The sequence below is a fragment of the Pseudomonas sp. P108 genome (genome assembly GCF_032613195.1).
GTDB lineage: Bacteria > Pseudomonadota > Gammaproteobacteria > Pseudomonadales > Pseudomonadaceae > Aquipseudomonas.
The window spans coordinates 3,781,634-3,803,033 of the sequence record NZ_CP126691.1; the positions used below are offsets into that span (position 1 = coordinate 3,781,634).

Annotated in this window: 18 protein-coding genes; 9 read left to right on the plus strand and 9 right to left on the minus strand. The window is 58.1% G+C overall.

Features of this window, described 5'->3' with window-relative positions; all coding sequences use genetic code 11:
* Window positions 1-23: 23 nt before the first annotated feature.
* Entirely contained in the window at window positions 24-1,943 is a 1,920-nt protein-coding gene (locus QOM10_RS16585; protein WP_316916541.1) for a tyrosine-protein phosphatase, read from the minus strand.
* Window positions 1,944-2,385: 442 nt separating this feature from the next.
* Here QOM10_RS16585 and QOM10_RS16590 point away from each other — a divergent pair, with 442 nt between their 5' ends.
* Window positions 2,386-3,969: an EAL domain-containing protein gene (locus QOM10_RS16590; protein WP_316916542.1), complete on the plus strand. Its 1,584-nt coding sequence runs from the start codon at window positions 2,386-2,388 to the stop codon at window positions 3,967-3,969.
* 42 nt (window positions 3,970-4,011) lie between these two features.
* On the opposite strand, the gene QOM10_RS16595 is transcribed toward QOM10_RS16590, so the two are convergent.
* Window positions 4,012-4,278 carry a hypothetical protein gene (locus QOM10_RS16595; protein ID WP_316916543.1) on the minus strand — a complete coding sequence of 89 codons (267 nt, stop codon included), beginning with the start codon at window positions 4,276-4,278 and terminating at the stop codon, window positions 4,012-4,014.
* A 143-nt stretch (window positions 4,279-4,421) separates the two neighbouring features.
* On the opposite strand from QOM10_RS16595, the gene tspO reads away from it, so the two are divergent.
* The 4 genes from tspO (at window position 4,422) to QOM10_RS16615 (ending at window position 7,070) form a co-directional block, all read left to right on the plus strand.
* A complete protein-coding gene (gene tspO, locus QOM10_RS16600) occupies window positions 4,422-4,862 on the plus strand; it encodes a tryptophan-rich sensory protein TspO (RefSeq protein ID WP_316916544.1) in 441 nt (146 codons plus the stop codon).
* Entirely contained in the window at window positions 4,862-5,863 is a 1,002-nt protein-coding gene (locus QOM10_RS16605; protein ID WP_316916545.1) for an alpha/beta hydrolase, read from the plus strand. The genes tspO and QOM10_RS16605 overlap by 1 nt, the downstream gene beginning before the upstream one ends.
* Window positions 5,864-5,956: 93 nt before the next feature.
* Entirely contained in the window at window positions 5,957-6,583 is a 627-nt protein-coding gene (locus QOM10_RS16610) for a DUF3885 domain-containing protein (RefSeq protein WP_316916546.1), read from the plus strand.
* Between the two features lie 76 nt (window positions 6,584-6,659).
* Complete coding sequence (locus QOM10_RS16615) at window positions 6,660-7,070, plus strand: hypothetical protein (RefSeq protein ID WP_150751008.1); 411 nt, start codon at window positions 6,660-6,662, stop codon at window positions 7,068-7,070.
* Between the two features lie 55 nt (window positions 7,071-7,125).
* On the opposite strand, the gene QOM10_RS16620 is transcribed toward QOM10_RS16615, so the two are convergent.
* Window positions 7,126-7,320: a hypothetical protein gene (locus QOM10_RS16620; protein ID WP_316916547.1), complete on the minus strand. Its 195-nt coding sequence runs from the start codon at window positions 7,318-7,320 to the stop codon at window positions 7,126-7,128.
* A 235-nt stretch (window positions 7,321-7,555) separates the two neighbouring features.
* Between QOM10_RS16620 and QOM10_RS16625 the strand changes: the two genes are divergently transcribed.
* Window positions 7,556-9,415, plus strand: coding sequence for an ABC transporter ATP-binding protein (locus QOM10_RS16625; protein WP_316916548.1), 1,860 nt, complete (start codon window positions 7,556-7,558; stop codon window positions 9,413-9,415).
* Between the two features lie 140 nt (window positions 9,416-9,555).
* Window positions 9,556-9,942 (plus strand): hypothetical protein, encoded by a 387-nt coding sequence (locus QOM10_RS16630; RefSeq protein WP_127928304.1) that lies wholly within the window; start codon window positions 9,556-9,558, stop codon window positions 9,940-9,942.
* 131 nt (window positions 9,943-10,073) lie between these two features.
* Here QOM10_RS16630 and QOM10_RS16635 read toward each other — a convergent pair whose 3' ends face one another.
* Entirely contained in the window at window positions 10,074-10,511 is a 438-nt protein-coding gene (locus QOM10_RS16635) for a hypothetical protein (RefSeq protein ID WP_224790118.1), read from the minus strand.
* 266 nt (window positions 10,512-10,777) lie between these two features.
* On the opposite strand from QOM10_RS16635, the gene QOM10_RS16640 reads away from it, so the two are divergent.
* Window positions 10,778-10,942, plus strand: a complete 165-nt coding sequence (locus tag QOM10_RS16640; RefSeq protein ID WP_316916549.1) for a hypothetical protein — start codon at window positions 10,778-10,780, stop codon at window positions 10,940-10,942.
* Here QOM10_RS16640 and QOM10_RS16645 read toward each other — a convergent pair.
* From QOM10_RS16645 to QOM10_RS16665, 5 genes are all read right to left on the minus strand, one after another.
* Entirely contained in the window at window positions 10,920-15,305 is a 4,386-nt protein-coding gene (locus tag QOM10_RS16645) for a response regulator (protein ID WP_316916550.1), read from the minus strand. The two genes, QOM10_RS16640 and QOM10_RS16645, sit on opposite strands and share 23 nt — an antisense overlap.
* A gap of 43 nt (window positions 15,306-15,348) precedes the next feature.
* Window positions 15,349-16,506 carry an HD-GYP domain-containing protein gene (locus QOM10_RS16650; RefSeq protein ID WP_150774777.1) on the minus strand — a complete coding sequence of 386 codons (1,158 nt, stop codon included), beginning with the start codon at window positions 16,504-16,506 and terminating at the stop codon, window positions 15,349-15,351.
* A 264-nt stretch (window positions 16,507-16,770) separates the two neighbouring features.
* Complete coding sequence (locus tag QOM10_RS16655) at window positions 16,771-17,184, minus strand: PaaI family thioesterase (RefSeq protein ID WP_064118477.1); 414 nt, start codon at window positions 17,182-17,184, stop codon at window positions 16,771-16,773.
* A gap of 182 nt (window positions 17,185-17,366) precedes the next feature.
* On the minus strand, window positions 17,367-18,767 hold the full coding sequence (gene gabP / locus QOM10_RS16660) for a GABA permease (RefSeq protein WP_316916551.1): 1,401 nt from the start codon (window positions 18,765-18,767) through the stop codon (window positions 17,367-17,369).
* 313 nt (window positions 18,768-19,080) lie between these two features.
* Window positions 19,081-19,563, minus strand: coding sequence for an HIT family protein (locus tag QOM10_RS16665; protein WP_316916552.1), 483 nt, complete (start codon window positions 19,561-19,563; stop codon window positions 19,081-19,083).
* A gap of 293 nt (window positions 19,564-19,856) precedes the next feature.
* On the opposite strand from QOM10_RS16665, the gene QOM10_RS16670 reads away from it, so the two are divergent.
* Window positions 19,857-21,386, plus strand: a complete 1,530-nt coding sequence (locus tag QOM10_RS16670; protein WP_127928318.1) for a hypothetical protein — start codon at window positions 19,857-19,859, stop codon at window positions 21,384-21,386.
* The last annotated feature ends 14 nt before the right edge of the window (window positions 21,387-21,400 follow it).

Genomic DNA, 21,400 nt, shown 5'->3' on the forward strand with positions numbered 1-21,400 from the left:
TCATCCTTGATCCCGTGTGTCTTTTAGAAGGCGTAGCTGGCCTTGAGACCGCCGTTGAAGCCGTGGCTGTCGCCGCCGCCATTGGCGCCGATTTCTGAGCCAAGACTCAGGGCGCCGAGGCTGGCCATCACATTCACACCGCCGCTGAATTGGTCGCGATTATCAAACGCGGCGCGTTGTTCGATGTCGAGGCCGAGCAGGTGGCTTTGGCTGTCGACCTGGTTGTCGCCCAGTGTGCGTTCGTAACCGACTTGTACGCCGGGCACCAGTTGCCATGCGCCCATCGCCACCGGGGCGAAACCTACGTTGAGGTTGGCGACGGCACTGCGGCGGGTGGCGCTGTTGTCGTCGACATCGAGTGCCAGTTCGCTGCCCTTCTCTTTGAAGCCGTTGAGGTCTAGGTGGCTGATGCGCAAACCCAGGCTTGGTTCGAAGGTCATGCCGTTGACCGGTGCGCGGTAACCGAGGGCCAACGTGGCGCCGGTGAGGTTGCCGTGGCTGTTGCCTTTCGCGGTGCCGAGGCCGCCGCCGAGGTCGCGTTTGCTGTCGTAGTCGATGTAGCCGGCGCTGGCGTTGGCGTCGAGGAACAGGCCTTGTTCGAGGCTGGTGAAACCGTAGCGGGCGCCGATGTTGAGGAAGGTGAAGTCGGTATCGGCTTCACCACCCGCGCCTCCGACGCTGCCTTTGCTGTAGCCGAAACCGCCGCGTGCGCTGAGTTGTTCGCTGAAGCGCTGGGTGATGCCGACCATCAATCCTTGGCTGTGTTCGTTGCTGCTGTCGGCGTGGGCCGAGCCGTCGGTGCCGAGGTAGCCGGCGAGCGCGGTGGTCCAGAGGCGGTATTGGCCGACCTTGAGGTCAGTGCCGCTGGCGAACGGCGCGGCGGCTTGTTCGATCATTGCGTTTTGGCGCAGCAGGTAGCTGGCGGCGTCGGCGTGTACCTGGCCGCCGACCTGCGATTCGACACCGCCGAGGGTGCCGGCGTCGATCGCCGATTGCAGGTAATAGTTGTAGGCGCTGTAGGTGCCGGACAGGCTGGTGTTCTGCAATTGGCGAAGCAATTCGGCGCCAGCAGCAGCGTTGCCAATCAGCCCGGCCTGACCCGGAAGGCTGTTGTATTCGACGAGTTTGCCGCGCAGGACGTAAATGGTTTCTTGCGACAGGCCGAGGCCTTGTTTGAGGTAATTGTCCATGCTGCCGTATTCGGCGGTGACTTCGTCGAGGCCGGCCTGAAGGTAGCTGGCCTGCACACCGAGCAGCGGCTCGTAGATGGCAGCCATGCTCGGCGGCAGCGCTTTGAGCGTGGCAGCGACGCGGGCGGCGGTGTAGTCGTTGGTCGCGAGGTAGTTGGCCATGATGGTCGCATCGTCGACACCGGCGATGCTCTGCAACACAGCGGCGGTCCAGCCGGTGCGGTCCTTGCCGGCGGTGCAGTGGAACAGTTGGGCGCCGTCGGTGCTGGCCAGTTCGTTGAACAGTTGGTTGAACTGGCCGCGCATGCCAGCGTCGCTGACGAAGGCGCGGTTGGTCTGCTCCATCATGGCGATGGCGTCGGCGGCGCTTTTGAAGGAGATGTTGGTGATGTTCGCGCCGGAGGTGGTGCTGCCAATGATGTCGATGTTCTGGTAGGTCGCGCCGCTCAGCATTGTGTCGGGGGTCGCGGCGATTTCGCTGGGAGTGCGCAAGTCGAAAACGGCTTTGATGCCGAGACCGTTGAGAATCGCCAGGTCGGAGGCCGTAGGAGTTACCGCGTTGGCGCGGTAGAACACGCCAGCGCGCATGGTGCCGTCGTGGGCGGTGGAATACGCGGTGGTGGTGCCGGCGACATCACGGAAATTGTCCATGCCTTGCAGGCGCGGCGTGTCGAGTAGTACGGGTTCGGCAGCATGGGCGGCGGCGATGGACAGGCTCAGTACGGACAGCGAACACAGAAGACGTTGAAACACAGTGCAGCCTCATTGTTTAAGCGTTGGGCTGGTCACTATGGGTAGGCAAGTGATACTGAATATGACAGTTTCGGTTTGAATGGAAATGGCTGCGCGATCGGGCCGCGGGGTGCGTGATTGGTCCATCCATTGGAGGGCTGGGCCTCGTGAAGTCATCCAAATGGATAATGAGATTCGAGCAGTAACCGACGTTGCCGGAGACATTGGTTTTCACACAAAACCTGTGGGAGCGAGCCTGCTCGCGAATGCGGTGGGTCCGCTGTGGTGATGTTGGCTGGGAGGCCCTCTTCGCGAGCAGGCTCGCTCCCACAGGAGATGGCTGTGTGACTGTCAGCTTGGTTGATCTACAGCAATAGTTGCCCCACACAGCGGCGTTATTCTGCAGTGGCTGAAAACAGCCGTGCTGTGCGCACGTCACAGGCCTTGTGGCCAAGGTGGCGCCATGAACAAAAAACGCATTGTCTGGGGGAGCGTGCTCCTGGGCCTTCCGTGTGTCTTGCTTCCGCTCCTTTTGATGGGTTACGTCGCCTGGATGTTGAATCTGGCCGCGGCTCAACAACGCCTGGAAACCCTCGCTTCCGTCGCCTCCAGTCGCGCCCACGGGACTTTCACCGAAGCGGCCGGCGCGCTGAAATCCATCGCTGGCTCGCGTCTCGCACCGTGCACGCCGGAAAGCATCGACGAGATGCGTCTGCTGACCATCAACACCCTCTCGGTGAAGTCGATCGGTTACGTCGAAGAAGAGATTTACGCCTGCGGTTCCTGGGGACCGGTCGGGCAGCACGCGACGCCATGGCGCGAGGACTTCACCACATCGGACGGCGTGCGCGTGTCGCTCGGCGTGCAGTCGCGCATCGTTGCGGCGAAACCGATGATGGCGCTGCAATATGCGGCGTTCAACGTGCTGGTCGATCCCGAGCAGTTTCTGCATGTGATGCTTGATGAGGATTTGCACTTGGCGGTCGGCACCGCGTCCGGGCAATTGATCAGCACCTCGCGCCCGGGTGCGGAACACTTCCTGGCTCGCGTGCATTCCGGCCCGCATTCGGGCCTTGCCGACGGCTATCTCTACACCCTCGTGCACAGCGGCGACTGGGTCGCCATAGCCGCGCTGTCGCGCCATGAGCTGATGCAAGGCTTGATCCGCCGGGAATTACTGCTGTTGCCCATCGGTGGTTTGCTCGCGGGGGTGCTGGTGTTGCTGATCGTGCGCCGCACCCGGCAACGTCTGTCACCGCTGGCGGAACTGCAACTGGCGGTGCGCAATCGCGAGTTCGTTGTTCACTATCAACCGATCATCCGCCTCAGCGACGGTGCCTGCGTCGGCGCAGAGGCTCTGGTGCGCTGGCAGCATCCGGATGGCTCGCGGGTATGCCCCGATGCATTTATTCCGCTGGCCGAGCACAGCGGTTTGATTCTGCCGATCACCGATCAGGTCATCGACAATGTGATGCGTGACCTCGGCCCATTGCTGGTCAAGGAACGCAGCCTGCACGTGGCAATCAACCTGGCGGCGAAAGACGTCAGCAGCGGCCGCTTTCTGCCGAAGCTGGAGGCCGCGCTGAACCGGGCCAATGTGCAGCAGCATCAGATTTGGCTGGAGGCGACAGAGCGCGGTTTTGTAGAGATCGACGCCGCGCGGGCCACGGTCAACCATGCCCGCGAGCTGGGTTATCTAGCGGCTATCGATGATTTCGGCACCGGTTTTTCCAGTCTTCAGCATTTGCAGCAATTGCCGCTGGATGTGCTGAAGATCGACAAGTCGTTCGTCGATAATATCGATCAGGATGCCGCGACCGGCACAGTGACCGGCCACATCATCGAAATGGCCAAGAGCCTGCGCCTGCAAATAGTCGCCGAAGGCATCGAGACCGAAGCCCAGCGCGATTACCTGCGCGATCACGGTGTGCAGTTTGGTCAGGGCTGGCTGTTTGGCAAAGCGATGCCGGCGGAGGAGTTTTTGCGTTTCTATAGAGAGTGCGCGCACGTAGAGCACGGTGCGCTGGAAGCAGCGATACCGGTCTAAGCGCGAAGAACCTTGCGCATGAGCCAACGTCTGCTTCGCGCTTCAGTTGGTTTTGCCGACAACCGTTATTTGCGTAATCCCTACCCGCTCTGCATGTTCAAGAATCTGCTCGGGCGTTGAATCCGCTGTGGGCATGATCAGGCCGTTTTCCGCGTCGCCCAAGTGCAGTTCCAGCAGATGCATCGCGGCCTCGTGCTCAGCCAACTGCTGTTCCTTGAGTTCAAGCAGAAAAGTCCGCGGCTCGTCGTTGAATCGATATTCGATGTGATAGGTGTACATGATGTCATCCGCGTCAGTAGGAAAAGGCAACTGATCATCCTGACGCAGTGGTCAGTTTTTAGTTCAAATTGAATAGCCCCTCCGGCCATTCTGAAATTCATGGCAAACTTTTCGCGCGCCGGGGCGTCCTTTTCTTAAACCCCTTACCGGCTGATTTCAGCCAAGGACTGGCGATGACCTTCTTCATTTTTCTTCTGGCCTGCGCAGCAGCGGCAACCACCGGCGTGATGTTCAAACCGGGGCCGTGGTACGAAGGGCTGAACAAACCCGGTTTTACCCCGCCCAATTGGGCGTTCCCCGTGGCCTGGACGATTATCTATCTGCTGCTGGCCTGGGCCGGTTACCGCTTGAGCCTGATCCCCGGCAGCCAGACCGTGCTGGCCCTATGGGCGGCGCAGATTGCGTTGAACACGCTGTGGACGCCGGTGTTCTTCGGTGCGCATCAGGTGCTGGCAGCGATGGTGATTCTCACCGTGTTGTGGCTGGTGGTCGCGGCGATGGTGTTGCTGGCGATACAACTGGACCTGATCACTGGCTTGATCCTGTTTCCGTATCTGGCGTGGCTGTGTGTGGCCGCCGCGTTGAATTTCTCCATCCTGATCAAGAACCGCTGATGACCAATGCCAATTGGGGTGCTGAAACACCGTGGCCGCAAGGCGAGCGTGAATTGGCGCAGGTGCGCGCCTTCAACCGGAAGCTTGCTTGGCTGCCGCGTTTCAAGGTCCGTAATCGCCTGACGCCGCGTTTGATTCAGGCGCTGTTGCGCGTCAGTCAGGTCGGCGGCGCGGGGAAGTTGCGCACGCATGGCCTGACGGCTGAGCAGAAGCTGATCGGTGACGTGCCAGTGCGGATCATCCGGCCCAAAGGCAAGACAAAAGGCGTGGTGCTGGACTTTCACGGTGGTGGCTGGGTGATCGGCAATGCGCAGATGGATGACAATTTCAACATCGCCATCGTCAACACCTGCCAAGTGACGGTGGTCTCGGTCGATTATCGATTAGCGGTCTCGACGCCGCTTGAAGGTCTGCTGGAGGACTGCCTCAACGCTACTCGCGGAGTATTGAGTGATGCCGAATTTGCCGGTCTGCCCGTCGTAGTGGTCGGTGAATCCGCGGGCGGTCATCTGGCCGCGGCGACGTTGCTGGCGCTGAAGCAGTGGCCGGAGTTGCTGCAACGCATCAGCGGCGCGCTGCTGTATTACGGCGTCTACGACCTGACCGGAACCCCAAGCGTACGCAGCGCGCCTGCCGATACACTGGTGCTGGACGGCCCCGGCATGGTCGAGGCACTGCGCTTGCTCACCCCGGAACTGACTGACGAACAGCGCCGCCAGCCACCGTTATCACCTATGTACGGCGATTTCAGCGGTTTCCCGCCCGCCCTGCTGTTTGCCGGTGAACTCGATCCGCTGCGCGACGACACCCTCGACATCGCCAAACGCTGGGCGCAATCGGCGCCGGTGGAAATGTACCTGCTGCCCTCCTCGCCCCACGGCTTTATCCACTTCCCCACGGCCATCGCTCAGGGCGTTCTGGCCTACAGTCGGCAATGGATTTCGGCGCGTGTCGAGGCCGTTGGTTCGCCACAAACGCCAGCAGCTGCAGCGTCTCGTTGAGTTCACCGACTTAGCTCAAGCGTCAGGGTTAAAGTAAGATCTGTCCGCAGCTCCTTGGCCGAGGAGACAGGCTCATGAATACGAAGGGACAACGTGAACCTACGAAATGAAATCGAGAGGGCTTTTCAAGGCAAAGCCTTCGCCAGACCGCTTTACTATTCCTACCCCGGAGGACTGCGCTTCGAGCTCTCCGAAACGGGCGGGATCATCGAGCAGTTCCTGACTGCCCTACGAAAATCGACAACGATCTGCAGCGATATCTTTGCTGATGCAGAAACGTTTGTGGTGTGTCTGCGCACTCACTCAGGCAGCCATGGATTTATGCATCGGGCCGCGATTCGCGCATTTCGATCTGCCGGCATTGATATTCCTCCTGAGCGCTCAATCTGGAGCGAGGAGATAGATGTCGAAGAATGGTATTGCGAAGAAGAGCCTGAGTACTGGATCAACATCGCGTTCGAAGCACCGATCACAAGCCTTCAAGCATTTCTCTGGTGTGCATTGGCTAAAGATTTTGGCGCTATTGAGCCCAATCCCCACTGTGATGTGTATCTGTTCAATCTGCCGAAACAGGTCATGGTCTTCCCCTACGACGACAGAGGCATGGATGTCGTCGGCCTTAATGCACCACTGCTTTCGCAACTCTACGAGCGGCACAATCAATACCTGCTGGACTATGACCGCTCGGCCATGGACGTCACGTTCGCAGGGGTGCGTTAGGCGCTATTTATGGCGCTCACATCAGCGAGAACTCAAAAAGGGTGTTTCTGGGCGTGAGCAATACTGGATGCGCGACATGGAAATAGATCGTCTGCTGAAGAAGCGGCAACTCAATGTGCAGGAACAGAATGCGGTGACTGCCCATCGCCTGACGGAAACCGCTCGATTCTGGCGTGATGCCTGTATTCCCGAGGCCTTGGCACGTTTCGGCGAGCGCCAAGGTATTGATTGGTCAGGAACGGTCGTAATCGATCTTGAAGTCGACTTCCCTGGAATGCCACGCCTGTATGGCTTGATCCTCGATCAAGCGGAACGGTTCATAGCGTTTCAAATTGACACCGACAGTGATCATCAACACGTTGAGTTCGTAAGCCAATGGGAGGATGTCTCGGCGCATCAGAACTATACGGCTTCCGAGCGCGGCACTGGCCAAGGGTTTGCTGTGATTGCTTTGCAGGTCAGGCGTGAAGTGCTTGCACAAGGATAGGTGTCGGTTTTCAGGCATAGGTTTCCTCTCTCTGGAAGGCCGACAACCGCCGCGCTCAGGCGATGTAGAAAAAGTACAGCGCCAAACCCAGCAACTGCATGATCAGCAGGATCGCAAGCACGTGATTGCAACCCTTCCAGACATTGCTCACCGGTTTGTTTCTGGCGACTCGGTAGCGAAGATAACTGTCGAGTGAAAGCGACGCCGTGGGGATCAACACGAACAAAAACGTCAAAAAGAAATTAAACATTTCCTTTGCCCGTCGACTCCCAACATGAAACCGGATTTGTTCGCTGCATCGTGCACTGCTCAAGTCGTCTGAGCAGACAGCTTAGCTGATCGGCATGTACCCGGGATCCTTGGGGTTCTGCACCGCAGTGCTTCCGGGCAATAACACTTAGTGGGGACACGCCGGTGACGTGCGATCCCTCAAAGCCGCCATTAAGTGGCAAAATCCCCCGACCCTGATCATTTCGGAGACCACAATGCTTCGCGTGTTTGAACAACGGCTCGACCCATTTCCTCCCGACGAAGCACCACCTCCGCCCGTCGGCCTGATGCGGTTCCTGTGGGCCTGCACGCGCGGCGCTCGCGGTTATATCCTCGCATTGGCGCTGCTCAGTGCCGGCGTGTCGATCTACGAAGCCTGGCTGTTTTCCTTTCTCGGCCAAGTCGTCGATCTGCTTTCGACGTGGCAGGCCGGCGGCGGTGTCAACGCGCAAGAAAGTCGCGTGCTGTGGGGCATCGGTATCGTGCTGTTCATCAGCATTGGCCTGGTGGCGTTGCGCACCATGGTTCAGCACCAGATATTGGCGATCAATCTGCCGCTGCGGCTGCGCTGGGATTTCCATCGGCTGATGCTGCGGCAAAGCCTTTCGTTCTTCTCCGACGAGTTCTCCGGACGGGTCACGACCAAGGTCATGCAGACCGCCCTGGCCGTGCGCGAAGTCCTGTTCACCCTGATCGAAATCGCACCCGGCATCGGCGTTTACTTCATTGCGATCATCGCCCTGGCCGGCGGTTTTGCCTTGAAACTCATGCTGCCGTTCATTGCCTGGCTCGCGCTGTTCGGGCTGGCCATGTTGTATTTCGTGCCGCGCCTGGGGAAGGTTGGCCAGGAACAGGCCGATGCGCGATCGTCGATGACCGGGCGCATTGCCGACGCCTACACCAACATCACCACGGTGAAATTGTTCTCGCACTCCAAGCGAGAGGCGCATTTCGCCCGTGCGGCCATGGAGGATTTCAAGCTCACCGGTTTTCGCCAGATGCGTCTGGTCAGCCAGTTTGAAATCGTCAATCAGGCGTTGGTGGTCGGGTTGATTCTGGGCGCCGGCGGCTACGCGCTGTGGCTGTGGCACCTGGGCCAGGTCGGCACCGGTGCGGTGGCGGCGATCACCGCCATGGCGCTGCGCATCAATGGCATGTCGCACTGGATCATGTGGCAGATGACGTCGCTGTTCGAAAACATCGGCACCGTGCAGGACGGCATGGCCACCCTCACCCGTGGCCCCAAGGTGCAAGATGCGCCGAACGCCAGCGTGCTGGTGCCGGCGGGCGGCGCGGTGACATTCGACAAGGTCAATTTCAACTACAACGGCGAACGCCAGGTCCTCGACAACCTGAGCCTGAACATCCGTGCCGGCGAAAAAATCGGTCTGGTCGGCCGCTCCGGTGCAGGCAAATCGACGCTGATCAATCTGCTGCTGCGCTTCTATGACGTCGACAGCGGCAAGATTTGCATCGACGGCCAAAACATCGCGCACGTGACGCAAGACAGTCTGCGCAGCGCGATCGGCATGGTCACGCAAGACACGTCCCTGCTCCACCGCTCGATACGCGACAACATCGCCTACGGCCGCCCGGACGCCACCGACGAAGACATCCGCCGCGCCGCCGCCAATGCGCAGGCCGACGGCTTCATCAGCCAACTAAGCGACAAGCAAGGCCACAGCGGCTACGACACCCTGGTCGGCGAGCGCGGCATCAAGCTCTCCGGCGGCCAGCGCCAACGCATTGCCATCGCTCGCGTGATGCTGAAAAACGCGCCGATCCTGTTGCTCGACGAAGCCACCAGCGCGCTGGACTCTGAAGTCGAAGTGGCCATTCAGGAAAGCCTCGATGAAATGATGCAGGGCAAAACCGTGATCGCCATTGCCCATCGGCTGTCGACGATTGCGGCGATGGATCGACTGATTGTGATGGATGAGGGGCGCATTATCGAACAGGGAACACACACTGAATTGCTGCACAGAAACGGCATTTATGCGCGGCTCTGGCAGCATCAGAGCGGTGGGTTTCTGGGTGAGGAACAGGGTGTGGCGGCGGCGATGGATCAGGCTTGAGGGTATGGGGTGGGGAGCAGTTGTTTATAAGCGACTGCTTTCGGCCAAAAGCGGACATTCGTACCGCTAGTCAAAATACACTGTCGCGACGATCGCATTCAAATTTGGTGCAAGTGTTCATCGGTAAAAAGGGAGGATTGATGAGTCTTGATCTGTGCTTGGAAGCTGATAGTACGCTCACAATTTTGACATTGAGCAATGCCCTTAAGAATGCTGGTGCTCGAAAAGTCGAGATAACAGAAGATGGGCTATACGCTGAATTTAGCTCAGGACTTAAATTAAGTACCGATGACGCTTTCGGTGACCCCTCGATTTATGCTGAGAATACAATGGGTATCGACTTTCCTGTCGCTGTGCGTTGTACCATCAGAATTAAAGGGCCCGAACCAGAGGGAGAGTCCGCTATGGAAGATTTGGAAAAAGTCGCCCAATCAATATCTCAGTCGTGTTCAGCCTTCTTTCTAGTTAGCTTTCAGTTCGAACAAACCATGTACTGGCGGGATGCGACAGGGCTACATCGTCCTTGAGGTCGGTGCCTGCGCGTCGTGCTACAGATATTTTTGAATGGTGTATTTCAGACAAAAGTGCCTTTAATTGATGGGCCGCAATTGGCCGATTGCTGTCTTTGGGAAGGTCCGCAGTCGACCCATAGCTGTCATTAAATTGAGGTAACGAAGCGGGTTTCGAGGCCTACACTTACTGGCGGTAGCGCATTAATCAATACGACGGCATCGTCGCCCTGGTTAAGGTAGATCAACGAGTCACCGGTCTCGAACGTAACTCTGAATCCGGCCAGCCAAGGCTCTTGTCCGTTGAAAGAGTCAAGAATTCCCTCAACTGCGCAAATTTTTGTGTTCTCAAGGTGGGTTGCTGACAGATCCGCAAGCAGGTTTTCCCTCTTCCAGGAGCAGGTCACGTTTGGCTCTATCTCGAAGGGAGCCGGCGTATCAGAAGGAAACAAGTCCGCACCTACTCTCTCGCCATCACTCAAGAGATACATGGATAGAACTTCTCCTTCGACAAAACGCCACTCTAGAGAACCTATGTCTCCCAGATCTTTCTCGTCGTTGAAATAGTACTGGTCGTGCAGCAGCACGCTAAGCCGTTTTCCCAAAAGCGAACGTGCGTTTTGCAGGTCTAGGACAGCTCTTGTAGGGGATGGGGAGTGTCGGCTAGACATCGGCATCTCATATAGGTGGGAAGAGAGGCAGATACTACACAAACGCCATTACGTCCGCTTCTGGCCGTTAGCTGCCGCTCATGACCGTCAACTTCCGGCCAGAAGCGGACTGTAGACAGGTCGCCGCTGAGATCTCTACGCTGATCGATCTGCTGACAGCACACCACTAAAAAGGAGCAGTCATGTTGGTAATTCCCATTGATCGAGATAGCGTTCATGCGGGGGATGATCTGCAAAGCCATGCAATGTCGATCACACTCGATCCATCAGCAACACTGCGCACCTTAATCAAAGTGATACAAGATATGGACTACCTGCCTTGTATCAGTGGAATTTATCCCGAATGAGCTGCAAGGCGCGATCAAAGTCGAACAGTTCTACCTGCGCCGCGGCGAGTGCCAGCCGTTCTGCCAACGCTCGATCGAGTGGCATATTGCGCAGTGCCACCAGCACGTCCGAAGCCGCCGTATCACCTTCTTCCAAAAGAACAATAAGCCTGTTCAGTTGCTCGCTGATTGCCGAGTCGTCCAGCGGGTAGCCATCCATGGAGGCCGGTGTGTTTGCCTTAAGGTCGGCCAGAGCCGCCAGGGTCGGGAGCAAGCAATGCTCGACCTGCATCGCTAGCGCTTGCACTACCGTAGCCGGCTCGCCGTTCTGGCAGGCCTGTTCTAACAACGTGCAAGCCTGCGCCACGGCCTTGGCGCCGATGTTGCCGGCGGTGCCGCGCAAACTGTGCGCCAGCCGCCCGGCGGCACCAGGATCCGGATCGATTCGTGCGGCCTGGAATTGCTCGGTAAAGTCTGTCTGAGTATCGCGAAACTTGCAGAGCAGACGTAAGTAGAGTTCCCGCCGCCCCATGCAAGTGGCGAGACCCGCCGCCAGATCAATGCCCTCAAGACGATCTGGCAAGCCATCGGCGAAGCCTGCGTTCAGCGGTGCTTGAGCGGCTCTTGGTTTAATCCACTTTGCCATTGTCGCGAACATCGTTTCGACATTCAGTGGCTTGGAGATATGGTCGTTCATGCCGCATTCGAGCGCTCGCTCTCGGTCACCGTCCATAACGTTGGCGGTCATGGCGATCACTGGCAGATTGCTGAAGCGCGGTTGCTGGCGAATTTGCCGGGTGGCCGTGTAGCCATCCATCACTGGCATCTGGCAATCCATCAGCACGCCATCGAAGTCGTCATCCTCGCCGAGGATATCCAAGGCCTCTTGGCCGTGCGTGGCGAGTCGCAAGCGTATTCCGACACTTTCCAGCAGCTCGCTGGCCAATTCCTGATTCAGTTCGTTATCTTCGACCAGAAGCAGCCGCGCGCCATTGAGACTGGCTACGGTACTGGCATTCTGTTGGAAGCGTTCGCCGGCCCGAGTGTCGCTGTGCGTGTCTCTGCCCAGCACGACACCGATGGCTTCGAGTAACGAGGACGGCGTGACGGGTTTGGTCAGTATCACCGGCAACTGGAGACCCTGACGTTCGGCTTCTTCGCGAGCTTCCTCACGGCCAAAAGCGGTCACCATGATGACCGATGGTGTGCGCATCAGACTGGCGGAATGCATTCTGCTTACGGCTTCCATGCCATCCATGCCGGGCATCCGCCAGTCCATCAAGACCAGATCGTAAGGCAGGACCTTGTGCTCGGCGTCGGCCAACATGCGCAGCGCCAGACTACCGCTCTGCGCGACATCCACTTCCAGGCCAAAGCTGCGCGCCATGCCCGAGAGAATTTCACGTGCACTGGTGTTGTCATCCACGACCAGTACCCGCATACCAAGCAGTTCGCCGGCCTTGAACATACGGCGCGGCTGCACGTTTTGCTGCACGCCGAGTTGCACCTGGAAATGGAATGTAGAGCCGATCCCCGGTTCACTTTCGACCCAGATTCGGCCGGCCATCAGCTCCACCAGTTTCTTCGAGATAGACAGCCCCAACCCGGTGCCACCGTATTTGCGGGTGATCGAACTGTCCGCCTGGCTGAATGACTGAAACAGGCGTGAACACTGCTCGACGGTCATGCCAATGCCTGTGTCGCGCACCCAGAAATGCAGTTGCACACTGTCCGTGTGCGCCCCCACTTCTTCCACTCCGACCACGATTTCGCCGTGCTCGGTGAATTTGGCTGCGTTGTTGCCCAGGTTGATCAGCACTTGCCCCAACCGCAGAGGATCACCCAGCAGTGCCGTGGGCAAGTCGGGCGGGATCTGGAACAACAACTCCAGGCCTTTGTCCTCGGTCTTCAGGCCAATCATCGAGGTGAAACTGTCGAATACGTCCTCCAGGCGGAAAGGCACGTGTTCGAGGCTCATCCTGCCGGCCTCGATCTTGGAGAAGTCGAGGATGTCGTTGATGATTCCCAGCAGGTTCTCCGCTGATCGGTGGACCTTTTCAATGTAGTTGCGCTGGCGTTTATCCAGTTCTGTACGCAGCGCCAAGTGGCTCATGCCGATGATGGCGTTCATCGGTGTTCGGATCTCATGGCTCATGTTGGCGAGGAACTCGCTCTTGGCCAGCGTGGCCTCTTCGGCCGCAGCCCTTGCCTCTGCCAGCGCGGTGACGTCGATGTTGATGCCGGTTGCGCGCAATGGCTTGCCGTCAGGCGTGCGTGAGAAGCGATTCAGCGAGCGGAACGTGCGCACCTGCCCATCGTTTTTACGCACGATCCGGAAGTCGAACTCGACGCGATCATCGCCACTCTGAACGGCGTTCTCGAACGTGCTGCTGACTCGCGCCACATCCTCGGGATGCACCAGCGCTTTCCAGTGCGCCAACGAGCCACCGAAGCCGCCAGCCTCAAGTCCGAACAGCGTTTCAAGCTGAGGAGTCCAATAGTTGGTGCCGCTGACCAGATCGACGTCGAACAACCCGATGTCACCGGCCTCTTGTGCCAGGTTCAGGCGATCGCTGGCAGTTCGCAGCCTGGCTTCCATCGCCCGGCGCTCACTGACATCGCGCACCGAGGCGCACACACAGACGCCACGACCCTCGAGGCGGGGCAAATGGGAAAGGCCGATTTCCACGGAGAACAGGCTGCCGTCTTTGCGTACTCCGCTCAAATCGTCCAGATCGCCGCCCATCTGCCGGGTTCCGCCGCTGGCAATGAAGCCGTCGCGTAACCTGACATGCCGCTCGCGGGCAGCCTGCGGTACCAGACGCTCGATACTGGCGCCAATCAGCTCGCCGGGGGCGTAACCAAACAAGGTGTCCATTTGCGGGTTGGTCATCAGGATGCGGCCGTCGGCTCCCAGCACCAGCATGCCGTCCGGTGCTGCCTCGATGATGCCGCGGTACCAGGCCTCGGTGGCGCGCAGTTCGGCCTGCTGGGCCTCCAGCTCTCTGGCCTGGTGTTCCAGCAGCAAGGTTTGCGCGCCCATTTCGTCAGCCTGGCGCCGTGTTTCCTGCAGCAGCGCCTGGGCTGCCTCGCTGCGTTCCATAATGGCCATCGCACCGGCCAGCCTCGGCAGGACTTCTTGCAAGAGCAACGCCTCTTTCTCCTCCAGCGAGTGAAAGCCAGCCATTTCCACAACCCCGAGCAGGCGCTCGCCACGCAGCACCGGCTGCACCATCAGATGGCTGGCGGCTGCTGCGCCCAACTGCGCGCGCACATGCCAGAACGATTCGGGCAGATCCTCAAGCTGACGGGGTTGGCGATCCAGTGCGCACTGGCCAAGCAACCCCTCACCGAGTTCAAGCTCGGCGGGCAACGGGTGCTCACTGTCCACCGCATAACCGCCGACTAATTGCAGGCGCGACGCGCCCTCGTAGAGCACGTAAAGCGCCCCCTGGCACATGCCCAAACGGGGCCCGATGCGGCTGAAAAAAGCCTGGGCCAACTGCTGTGGCGTCTCAGCCTGTTGCAGATCCACTTGCAGGAGCGAGGCATGGCCTTTCACCCAACGCTGGCGTTCAAGTTGACAAGCCTCCACTTGCAGCGTGGCAATGGCCCGCGCCAGGTCGCCGGTTTCGTTGTGCAGGTCGGTATGCGGGATCTGGCCGTCCAGCTTGCCCGACGCCAATTCATCAACCGCCACGCGGACACGGTTGAGCGGCACACGAATGGAATAACTGACCAGCCAGGTCAACAGCAAAGCCAACGTTGAACCGCCCAACAGCAAGACATAGGTGATCATGCTGCTGCGCTGGGCGTACTCTGCGAGGTTCTTCGCCGTATCGTGGATGTCGGCTTCCTTGTTTTTCTCGATCTGGTTGAGCAGCCCGTCGCCGCCCTGTTCCAACGCAAGAAAATCCTTACTGTTGAGCAACATCAAGGCCTGACCCAAGGAACCCTTGCCGGCGAACTCCAACGCTTCATCGCCATCTTTTTGCAGACGCTGTAATACCCGTTCGAATTCCAGCAGGCTGCTGATGCTGCTTTGTCTGCGCAGAGTTGGACGAACCTGCTCCAGCGCTTCATGGAGTCGCGCCTGGGCGACATCCATCTGGGCTCTGGCGCTGATACGGATGTCTGCGTTGTTGGTAGCGATTGCACGTTGCATGGCGAGCAACAGATGCGGCAACTGTACCCGAACCTCCTGCACATGCTGGATACCCACCAGATCCTGTTGGTACAACTGCTGCATTTCGTTTCTGAGCGAATACTGGGTGCGCAAGCTTTGCACGCCGAGTATCAGGATCAATGTCATCAACGCCGCGAAGCCGATGATCAATTTGCTGCGCAGGGACAGGCGCTCGAGCATCTCGAACAGTCTGTTCATAAACGGCCTCTTTCAGCTGGATGTGCAGAGTGATGCGCGGGGCTCAGGGACGATCAGCAATTTGTTCAAGCAGGGCTAACTGCCTGGCCATGTCCTGGTCGCTGTCGGCAAATCGCTCGGCAATTGCGCGGAACTGCTCGGCATTGGCGAGAAATGCGTCACAGATGTCCGGATCAAAATGCGAGCCCCGGCCTTCGCGGATGATTTTCACCGCCTGCTCGTGGGGCATGCCGGGCTTGTACACGCGGCGACTGATCAGCGCATCGTAGACATCCGCCACGGCCATCAATCGGGCGCTGATCGGGATGTCATCGGTGGCCACACCTTGTGGATAGCCACTGCCATCCCATTTTTCCTGGTGGCCGTAGGCAATTTCCTTGGCCAGATGAAGGAAGTCGACGTTTATTCCCAACTGATCCTCGGCGTGCTGGATGGCGTCGCGCCCCAATGTGGTGTGGGTTTTCATGATCTCGAACTCTTCGGCGGTCAGCCGCCCCGGTTTCAGCAGGATGCGATCAGGAATGCCAATCTTGCCGATATCGTGCAGCGGTGCCGATTTGAAGAGCAGTTTGATCGTGTCCTCGTCGAGGAAGTCCCGGAAGCGCGGGTGATTGCGCAACAGTTCAGCCAGGCGTTTGATGTAGTGCTGGGTGCGGCGAATGTGGTTGCCGGTTTCGTTATCACGGGTTTCGGCCAGCGAAGCCATGGCGTGGATCGTGACATCCTGGATGGCGATCACCTCGCGGGTACGCCGTTGCACTTCCTGCTCCAGAAAATCGTTCTGATTGCGCAGGAAATCGGCAACGGCCTTGAGCTTGATCTGAGTCTCGACCCTGGCCATGAGCACCGGCGGGATGATCGGCTTGGTGATGTAATCCGCAGCGCCCAGGCTCAAGCCGCGAATCTCGTCCGCCGTAGCGGTCATCGAGGTCAGGAAAATGATCGGGATATGGCGAATGCGAGCGTCAAGCTTGAGCTGCTCGGCAACGTCATAACCGGACAGGCCAGGCATCATGATGTCCAGCAGGATCAGGTCGGGAAGCGGGTCTGCCTGTAGCAGGCGCAGGGCCTTTTCGCCGCTGTTGGCGGCTTTGACCCGATATTTGTCCTTGAGCAACTCGGCGATCAGCATCAGGTTATCGGGTGTATCGTCGACCACCAGAACGGTAGCTGATGGGTAAACGTCCTGCATGCTATCCATGTATGTTGGCTCCCGTGTGCGCAATTCAAGAGCAGGCGCACTTACGCCAATCTCTTGCTGGCAAGCGTAGCTAGAAAAGCTGCAATCGCTAGGTGAAGATCGGCAGGTTGGTACGAAGAAACACTAAATCGAATGTCTGCGCTTGGCCGAAAGCAGTCGTTAGCAAGCCACTACCGGCTACAAGCCGTCATTCAACGGGGCAACACTCACTCGATCAGCAGCATGATGTGGTCTGCGGACCAACGCCTTGATGGCCATGCCTTTTCAACCCATTGGCACAGCAAACACCGCACTGGCCCGCGCCACCGTTCTCTCCCCGACATGCAGGCTGACAGCGGCAAACGCCAGTTGGCGTCCTTTTTTCGAGTACTCGAGGCGCACTTCCAGCCACTCGTTCATTTTTACGGCACCGAGATAATCCAGGGTCATGCTCGCGGTGATCAATGGCTGCGGAGGGTCGCTGGAAAAGGCCATGGCGTAACCCATACCGACATCGGCCAACGTCGCCAGTACACCGCCATGCAAGGTACCCCGGCCATTGGCATGGCGTGAGTCGGTCAGCAATCCCAGTTCCAGTTGCAGGCCGCTGCCCCTCGCGTAGATCGGGCCAAGCAGATCAAGCAACGGGCTGCTGCGGGTAAATGGGGTGAATCCTTCGGGAATTGCGGTGGCGTCCATGGTCCCTCCGTGTGCCGGCGACTCACCGGCGTCATTGACCTGAATACTTCGATTCAGTTGGAGGGTTTATGGGCAATCGCGTAACGGGGCAAGAACTATACGGATGCGGAATTTGCAGTGATAAAGCGTGCACCCTGCCCCTCCGACCTTAGCGAAGGGATTCTCAGGTTCGACGCCAACGCCTAACCCGCCGACGTGACCCTTGCCGCCGGCGCAGGATGACGTGACGTCACCAGGCCGATAAAGGAAATCGCCAGCGCCAGGCCAATGGTGGTGGTGACTTCGGTGCGGTGCTCCGGGGTAATCATCATCACCGCCAGCGCGGCGCAGATGAACACGATCACCAGCCAGGTCAGCCACGGAAACAGCCACATGCGAAAGGTCAGCTCGACGTTGCGCTGCTGCAATATCCGGCGCATGCGCAACTGCGACACCGCAATGGCCAGGTACACCAGCAAGGCAATCGCGCCGGAGATGGCCAGCAGGAATTGAAACAGCCCGGCGGGCATGAAGTAGCTCCACACGGTGATCAACGCGCCGAGCACGGTACTGGCAATCACTGCTGCGCGGGGCACGCCTGCCGAGGAGGTCGCCTTCAGCATTTTCGGCGCATCGCCGCGCCGGCCCAGCGAGAACAGCATGCGCGAGGCAATGTAGATCGAGGAGTTCATGCAACTGGCCACGGCGATCAGGACGACGACGTCGACCATGAACTTGGCGTGAGGGATATTCATGATTTCCAGGGCGCGCTGATAAGACCCGACCGAGGCTAGCAACGGATCATTCCAGGGCACCACGGAGATCACCACGAAGATCGACAGCAGGTAAAACACGCCGATGCGCCAGATCACCGAGCGCGTGGCCTTGGCAATGTTTCGCGACGGATCGTTCGATTCAGCGGCGGCGATGGTCACCGCTTCAGTGCCGATGAAACTGAACATGATGGTGATGAAAGCGCCGACCACCGCTGACAAACCGTTAGGCGCAAATCCGCCGTGCTCGGCCATCAACCCGGTCAAGCCGCTGACTTCGCGATCGGGCACCCAGCCCATCAACACGGCAAAACCGACACCGATGAAACCGATGATCGCCACGACCTTGGCCATGGCGAACCAGAACTCGAATTCACCGTACTTGGACACGCTGAACAGGTTGGTCACCACCAGCGCAATGATCGAGCCCAAGGCGAACAGCCAGGCATCGACCTGCGGAAACCACTGGTTCAATACATGCCCGGCGGCGAGCGCTTCGATAGGAATGACCAGAACCCAGAACCACCAGTAGAGCCAGCCAATGGTGAAGCCGGCCCAGCGTCCGATAGCCTGGTCGGCATAAGTGGAAAACGAACCGGTGTCCGGATTGGCGACCGCCATTTCGCCGAGCATGCGCATGACCAGCACGACGAGCAGACCCGAGAACAGATAAGCCAGCAGAACCGCCGGCCCCGCCGCTGCAATGGCGTGCCCTGAACCTACGAACAATCCGGCGCCGATAATTCCGGCGATGGACAGCATAGTGACGTGACGAGGCTTGAAGCCCTGCGCCAATTGGCTACTCGAATCCATGGAGTTCGGGCTGATCATTGGTTTTTTTATTCTCTGCTGATCGACATTCAAGCAAGTTGACTGGGCAAACGAGCACGATCGTTGCCTGCTGAACCTCCCGAAAGAAGCCCGTCCAACCGCCGCAGTACTTATCAACCCCATGATCTGGATGGGGTTATTTTGATGTGAAGACGCATCACCTTACCCGGCCTGCCGGACCACTCAATAGCCTGATTGCGCCATGGTTGTGTCTGATATCGACATGCAAAGACCGAACGGTCGGGAACAACACCAACCAGTCAGCGAGAAGTCGCAGAATAGTTTGCGGGTTCGTTGCGCCTTGTTCCAACAATCAGCCAAACGCAATACGCAAATGTTTGATCACTTCTTCAATGGAAGGGCCTTGCGCCTTCGGTGGTATCGGGTTTTCACCAAACTCCCGCCAGACGAATAACGTCAGCTCTGCACCGTCAGTCGCTGATGCAGCGCCTTCAGCGTGGGCAAACGTTTCGAGGAGTCGATATCGCGTGTCCTGCCAGAACAGCGCTTCGACCCAGTGATAAACCGGAATGAAATGGAAGTGGATCGGTAAACCCGGCTGATGCCCGTAGCGACCGATGTAGAGGTGTTTTGGCGTGAGTTGTCGCTCAATGATTTGCTGGGTTTTGGCAAGCAAACCGCCCAACTCGCTCAAGGCATCGGATGACAACTCGGCCAGCGATGTGGTTTCGACCTTTGTTCCCAGCATCAGATAGCCGGGAAGCGTGTTCGCCAGATGGTGATTGATGATCCAGTGTTCGGTTTCATGAATGATGAAATTCGGGGCAATTTCCATGTGCCGGAGGTCCTGAAGCAAATGAGGTGCCAGCGTAACAAAGGCTGCTTTACGATGCCTGCTGCGTAGTTTGTCGCGTGTTCGAGGAAACGCCCGTAACGAATGGGACTTGTGGTTAGATATCCAGTCTCCGCTTGAGGCCGAGTGGAAAAATTTCAAGAGGCAGAACGTATTTGGAAATCAGATTCTGCTCACTTACAGCATGTATTTCAGGAACGCCAATAGCGCATTGCAAGAGTAGAAACCATTCAGACATATGACATGTCTGTCGCGGAATCCAAAGGACCGTAACAATGAACAATCATTTTCGCCCTACCCCTCCCAACGAAGATTATCCAGTTACCAGGCTTCCCACTCGTGCATACGCCCGCTTCGATCACCTCGAGGTCATCTCGGGTACCAACTCTGTCCTGCTGGCATTCGACTTGGTCGATGGAGAATGGCTGGACCAGGAAGGACAAAAAAACCCGTTACTCAATGTCGAGCAACCCAACGAGGTTGCAAAGGCGTGGAGTAACTGGAAACAACTTCCTTTGCACCAAGCCCCCAATCCTTTCGAAGCCATGCCAATGTATCGGTTGGAATTCGAACTGTCTGACGGACGTGGATTTTTTGGATTACCACCACTCCCCTCGACAAATGATCTACGCGCCCTACGCAACGCAGCGGGAGATATTGAGAGGCTGTGGTTTGAGCTGGAAATTTACAATCAGCGCGGACAGGGACTCGAAGTGGCACAGCTTTATCCCGGACTCTTCGCTAACCCCGTCCAAGTATATATAAAGGGAAAAATGCCAAAAGCGCGAAAGAATAAATCCCTGTCCACCGTTTTTTCCCTGAACCGTCTGCCGACCATCTCCACGGGCCAGTTGGAAATTGAGCTTTCCAGCGCCACTGCCGACCTTTTAGCGGTGTATGACGTGGGGCAAGGCAATGCAAATGCGCTGATGTCGACTGAACAGTTCCCTGCTGGGTTACCGACACACTATTACGACCTTGGCGCTGGCGTTTACAGAAACAAGCACACAACGCCTCACCCGCTAGCGTTTTGTTTCACCCAATCGCCGTCGATCATACTTTCCCATTGGGACGCCGATCATTGGGCTGGAGCCTACGCGCTTAACATCAACAACAATTATCCCGCGCTCAAGCGCAAGTGGATTGCACCACTTCAAGAGGTCGGTCCTCTGCACATCGCGTTTGCCCACGACGTCATCAATAACGGTGGAGAATTTCTCATCTACTCCCCGCTTCCCGGGCAGATCGGTAACGCCAAGCTATCGAAACAACGGCGTATCAGATTTATGTGCGGTCAAGGCAGAGACCGCAATGGCACCGGGATCGTCATGGCAGTGGAAGAGCCTGACAATATCCCTGCAAGAAGCTGGCTGCTTACTGGTGATTGCGACTATCTGCACTTCGTTAAACAACTGAGCCCGTTACCACCCGTGGGTATGGTTGCACCGCATCATGGCGCCGATCTGGACAGCAAGAGCCCCATCCCTAAACCACCAAGCAACGTGAATTACAAGCGGCTGGCATACTCGTTCGGCCCGGGAAACAAACACGGCAAAGCGGCAGTCCGGCATCCGACATCGCAAGGTGTGACACTTCACAACCATGCGGACTGGGATCACTATTACTGGAATTTGATAACTCCCGGCGACCGTATTCCCAGAGGCGATATTTTGGCGACTTGTGAGCATACAATCGTAACTGCGCGCGGCGGTGCATTGATCGGGTGGGATTCTCCCCCCGGAGCTCTAAGCGCGCCATGCCACGGCTTCGCAATCCAATGTTCCGCACCGCTCATCCAGAGCTAGCGGAGCCACCGTCC

What these genes read in the sequence shown, in the direction of transcription:
- QOM10_RS16625 (WP_316916548.1), top strand. Translation starts at nt 7,556, where the DNA reads ATGCTTCGCGTGTTTGAACAACGGCTCGACCCATTTCCTCCCGACGAA.
- QOM10_RS16655 (WP_064118477.1), bottom strand. Translation starts at nt 17,184, where the DNA reads ATGGACGCCACCGCAATTCCCGAAGGATTCACCCCATTTACCCGCAGC.
- QOM10_RS16640 (WP_316916549.1), top strand. Translation starts at nt 10,778, where the DNA reads ATGTTGGTAATTCCCATTGATCGAGATAGCGTTCATGCGGGGGATGAT.
- gabP (WP_316916551.1), bottom strand. Translation starts at nt 18,767, where the DNA reads ATGATCAGCCCGAACTCCATGGATTCGAGTAGCCAATTGGCGCAGGGC.
- QOM10_RS16670 (WP_127928318.1), top strand. Translation starts at nt 19,857, where the DNA reads ATGAACAATCATTTTCGCCCTACCCCTCCCAACGAAGATTATCCAGTT.
- QOM10_RS16620 (WP_316916547.1), bottom strand. Translation starts at nt 7,320, where the DNA reads ATGTTTAATTTCTTTTTGACGTTTTTGTTCGTGTTGATCCCCACGGCG.
- QOM10_RS16615 (WP_150751008.1), top strand. Translation starts at nt 6,660, where the DNA reads ATGGAAATAGATCGTCTGCTGAAGAAGCGGCAACTCAATGTGCAGGAA.
- QOM10_RS16665 (WP_316916552.1), bottom strand. Translation starts at nt 19,563, where the DNA reads ATGGAAATTGCCCCGAATTTCATCATTCATGAAACCGAACACTGGATC.
- tspO (WP_316916544.1), top strand. Translation starts at nt 4,422, where the DNA reads ATGACCTTCTTCATTTTTCTTCTGGCCTGCGCAGCAGCGGCAACCACC.
- QOM10_RS16605 (WP_316916545.1), top strand. Translation starts at nt 4,862, where the DNA reads ATGACCAATGCCAATTGGGGTGCTGAAACACCGTGGCCGCAAGGCGAG.
- QOM10_RS16590 (WP_316916542.1), top strand. Translation starts at nt 2,386, where the DNA reads ATGAACAAAAAACGCATTGTCTGGGGGAGCGTGCTCCTGGGCCTTCCG.
- QOM10_RS16650 (WP_150774777.1), bottom strand. Translation starts at nt 16,506, where the DNA reads ATGGATAGCATGCAGGACGTTTACCCATCAGCTACCGTTCTGGTGGTC.
- QOM10_RS16630 (WP_127928304.1), top strand. Translation starts at nt 9,556, where the DNA reads ATGAGTCTTGATCTGTGCTTGGAAGCTGATAGTACGCTCACAATTTTG.
- QOM10_RS16645 (WP_316916550.1), bottom strand. Translation starts at nt 15,305, where the DNA reads ATGAACAGACTGTTCGAGATGCTCGAGCGCCTGTCCCTGCGCAGCAAA.